Consider the following 4,007-nt stretch of genomic DNA (forward strand, 5'->3'; position numbering starts at 1 on the left):
CCTTTTGGCCCTGAACTACAATACACATCCGAGAAGCCTGCCGAAACCATTACGCTTTACGTATATGGCGGCCAAGATGGCAAATTTGACCTTTATGAAGACGAGAACACGAACTACAATTACGAGAAAGGAGCTTTTGCTAACATTCCTGTTACCTACAACGACGCCTCTAAAACATTAACCATTGGCAAACGCGAAGGCAGCTTTACTGGCATGTTGCAGAAACGCACTTTTAATATCGTGTATGTTTCCCAGAACAAGGCCCACGAACTCAACTTCGATGCGAAGCCGGACCAGGTGGTGAAATACACCGGAAAAGCAAAAACTGTGAAGCTCAAATAGCAAGCAGCATATTAATGTGTTAATTATTTAATGTGCTGATTTTTCGATTGGGAGATTTGAAGATGAGAAGATTTGAAAATGAGTCCCCAGAGAAGATTTCAAAAGCGATCAACTCTTCTCTGATAACTTTTAACTCTTAACTTTTAAAAAGGTACTGTGTCTTAAGTGCTGCATCTTGTGTCCTTTTCAGCAGCAGCCTCCGGAAGGCCATTTCCATTTAAGTAATTACAGAACAGAAACTTCTATAATATTTACTAACATTTTAAGCTATCAGTATATGAAAAAAATAATTTTACTAAGCTGGCTCCTTTGTTGGTGCGGGATAGCTATCGCCCAGCAAACGGTTAGGGGGCGGGTAACCTCCCAGGACGATGGCAGTGGTTTGCCAGGTGTGAGCATACGCGCGAAGGATAATGCCACGATAGGAACCATAACTGACATAGATGGTAATTTCGAACTACAACTACCAGTTGGGAACGAGACATTAGTTGTTTCTTATACCGGTTTTGTTACTCAGGAAATACAGGTAAACAACCGTACGCAGCTCAATATCAGCCTGGCGCAGAACTCGCAGGTGCTCGATGAGGTGGTGGTAGTTGGTTACGGCGTGCAGCAGAAAAAGCTGGTAACAGGAGCTACTGCCCAGGTGAAGGGCGAAGACATACAGAAACAAAGCACTACCAATGCACTGCAGGCGCTGCAGGGGCAGGCACCAGGCGTACAGATTGCCTCTACCTCCGGGCAACCCGGAGAGGGCATGCGGGTCCTGATCCGGGGCTTAGGCACGGTGGGTAACTCAGGTCCGCTTTATGTGGTGGATGGCGTGCTTACCACGAACATCGATTTTCTGAACCCTGCCGACATCGCCTCTATTGATGTGCTGAAAGATGCTGCCTCAGCCGCTATTTATGGTTCGCAGGCAGCTAACGGTGTTGTCCTGATCACGACCAGGCAAGGAACAGCCGGTCAGCCGGCTCGCATTACTTTCGACTCTTATTATGGTGTACAGAACGTGGCCCGTAAAGCTACCTTGTTAAACTCAAAAGAGTATGCCACCATCATGAACGAAGCTGCCGTGAACTCAGGCAAGCTACCTTATTTCTCTAACCAGGAAATTGCAGCCATGGGCGAGGGTACTAACTGGATGGATGAGATGTTTGTGAAAAATGCCCTTACCCAGAACTACTCGCTGGGTGCGCAGGGCGGTTCCGAGAATTCAACTTACTCTACAGCCTTGTCTTACACCTCACAAGAGGGCATTGTGGGCGGCAAAGACCTGTCGAACTACGAGCGTTATAACTTCCGCATCAACTCCGAGCACAAGCTTTACAAAAATGTGATCAGAGTAGGCCAGCATCTCAACTTTGCTTATATCAACAACAACGGCATAGGCGTAGGCAACCAGTACAACAACTCGCTGCGTAGTGCTTTTAATACCAGCCCTTTTGTGCCGATGTTCGACGAAGATGGCAACTACTTCGATAACAGCAACTCGACCTGGAACACCGGTGAAGCCAACCCTTACGCGAGTATGGTTTACAACAACCAGAACCGCAGAAACAACCAGCGCCTTTTAGGAGATGCTTACCTGGTGGTAGAGCCGATCAAGAACCTGCGTTTCAGGACCAGTCTTGGCCTGGATATGCACGCAGACGAGAGCCAGTCTTATTCACCAACCTACAGATTGTCTATTTACACGTTCAACGATTTTACCAGGGTAAACCAGTCGATGGGAAAAGGCAGAACCGTGCTATTCGACAACTTGCTGAGCTACAACTTTAAGGCCGGGCAAGACCACGATTTTGAGGTAATGGTAGGTTCATCAGCATTTCAGAACTGGAGTACCAGCATCTGGGGCAGCAACCGCGACCTTATTATTTCAGATTTGCGGTACGCCTGGCTGTCTAATGCTACCAATACCGAAGGTGCCCCTAACATGAGTATAGGTGGCGGACCATCTCCTGAAGACAAACGGATGTCATATTTTGGCCGTTTGAATTATAACTACAAAGAAAAATACCTGCTGAACGCCACTTTCCGGGCCGATGGTTCATCCCGGTTTGCAAAAGGGAACCGCTGGGGCTACTTCCCGTCTGTTTCTGCCGGCTGGATTATTACAGAAGAAGACTTCCTGACAGGTACGCAGAACTGGATGGACTATTTTAAAATTCGTGCCAGCTGGGGGCAGGTAGGTAACCAGAACATCGATTTCTTCCAGTACCTGGCACCTGTTGCCTTTACCAATTCCAATTATATTTTCGGTCCTGAAGAAGGCGTGCTGACACCGGGCGCCTACCCAAGCCGATTGGGTAACGAGAGCATTAAGTGGGAAACTTCAGAGCAAACAGATATTGGCTTCGATGCCCGCTTCTTTAACGGCAAAGTAGACGTAACCTTCGACTGGTACAACAAATTAACGAAAGACTGGCTCATAAGGGCTCCGATTCTGGCCACAGCTGGTGCCGATGCTCCTTTTATAAATGGTGGTAATGTCCGCAACAGAGGGGTAGAGCTGGGAATCAGGTATAACAATTCTGTTGGTGACTTTAACTACAGCCTGGGTCTAAACGGTGCTTACAACAAAAACAAAGTGGGCGTAATACCTACAGGCGATGGTATTATTCATGGAGAAAACAACTTGCTGTTCAATAACTCAACTGAGTTTTACAGAGCCCAGAACGGATTTCCGATCGGCTACTTCTGGGGTTACAGAACCGATGGTATTTTCCAGAGCGAAGAAGAGGTGATCAGGTACCGTTCCGGCGAAAACCGTGTTATTCAGCCAAATGCCCGACCAGGCGATGTGCGTTATGTGGATATTAATGGTGATGGCGTTATTAACGATCAGGACAAAACCATGATCGGTAATCCGAATCCGGAATACACCTTCGGTTTTACCATGTCTGCTGATTATAAAGGCTTTGACCTCTCTGTTCTTACTTCAGGTGTTGCCGGTAACCAGATCGTGCAGTCGTACCGCAACCAGGCTGACCCCTATGCCAACCACTCTGCTGCTATACTTGGGCGCTGGCATGGGCCGGGCTCCTCTACTACCATGCCACGCGTAACAGAAGATGCCCGCAACTGGACTAACTTTTCTGACCTGTACCTGCACGATGGCGATTTTCTGCGCATCAGCAACGTAACGGTGGGCTACGATTTCGGCAGGCTGTTTAAGAAAAGCTACCTGAGCCAGGTGCGTGTGTATGCGTCGGCTCTTAACCTCTACACCTTCACCAAATACAACGGCATGGACCCTGAAATCGGGTATTCAGAAGGGTTTTCGCAAGGTATAGATCTGGGTTATTACCCTCGCCCGAGAACGTACATGATGGGAGCAAATATTAGATTCTAACACATCGACAGGAAGAAAAATGAAAAAGATAAAAATACTTGCATTGTCGTTGGGCCTGCTTTCGCTGGGGGCTTGTGGCGACGACTTTATAGATGCCGAACCGATTACCACCCTGACCGAGGCCAACTTTTACCGCACACCAGCCGATGCCGACAGGGCTCTGATTGGTTGCTACGACGGGTTGCAGCGTGTCTGGTCCGATGGTATTAGCTTTCCGGTGGCTTCCGAAATTTTCTCTGATAACTGCTTTGGTGGTACCGGCAATGCCGACGGGTTTGGCTACCAGGCCATCGATGAGTTCGACAGGCTG

At 48.1% G+C, this 4,007-nt stretch carries 2 protein-coding genes and 1 pseudogene; all 3 read left to right on the forward strand.

Annotated features, from left to right (window positions below; all coding sequences use genetic code 11):
* The coding region (locus FVR03_RS23740; protein ID WP_147924263.1) for a DUF5110 domain-containing protein at positions 1–342 on the forward strand (342 nt) is incomplete at its 5' end.
* A gap of 277 nt (positions 343–619) precedes the next feature.
* The gene (locus tag FVR03_RS23745; RefSeq protein WP_147924264.1) at positions 620–3,697 is read left to right on the forward strand and encodes a SusC/RagA family TonB-linked outer membrane protein; all 3,078 of its coding nucleotides are present in this window, start codon (positions 620–622) and stop codon (positions 3,695–3,697) included.
* 19 nt (positions 3,698–3,716) lie between these two features.
* Positions 3,717–4,007: pseudogene (locus FVR03_RS23750) on the forward strand (RagB/SusD family nutrient uptake outer membrane protein); the annotation flags it as partial.

This window comes from Pontibacter qinzhouensis (assembly GCF_008017455.1).
GTDB classification, from domain to species: Bacteria; Bacteroidota; Bacteroidia; order Cytophagales; family Hymenobacteraceae; genus Pontibacter; species Pontibacter qinzhouensis.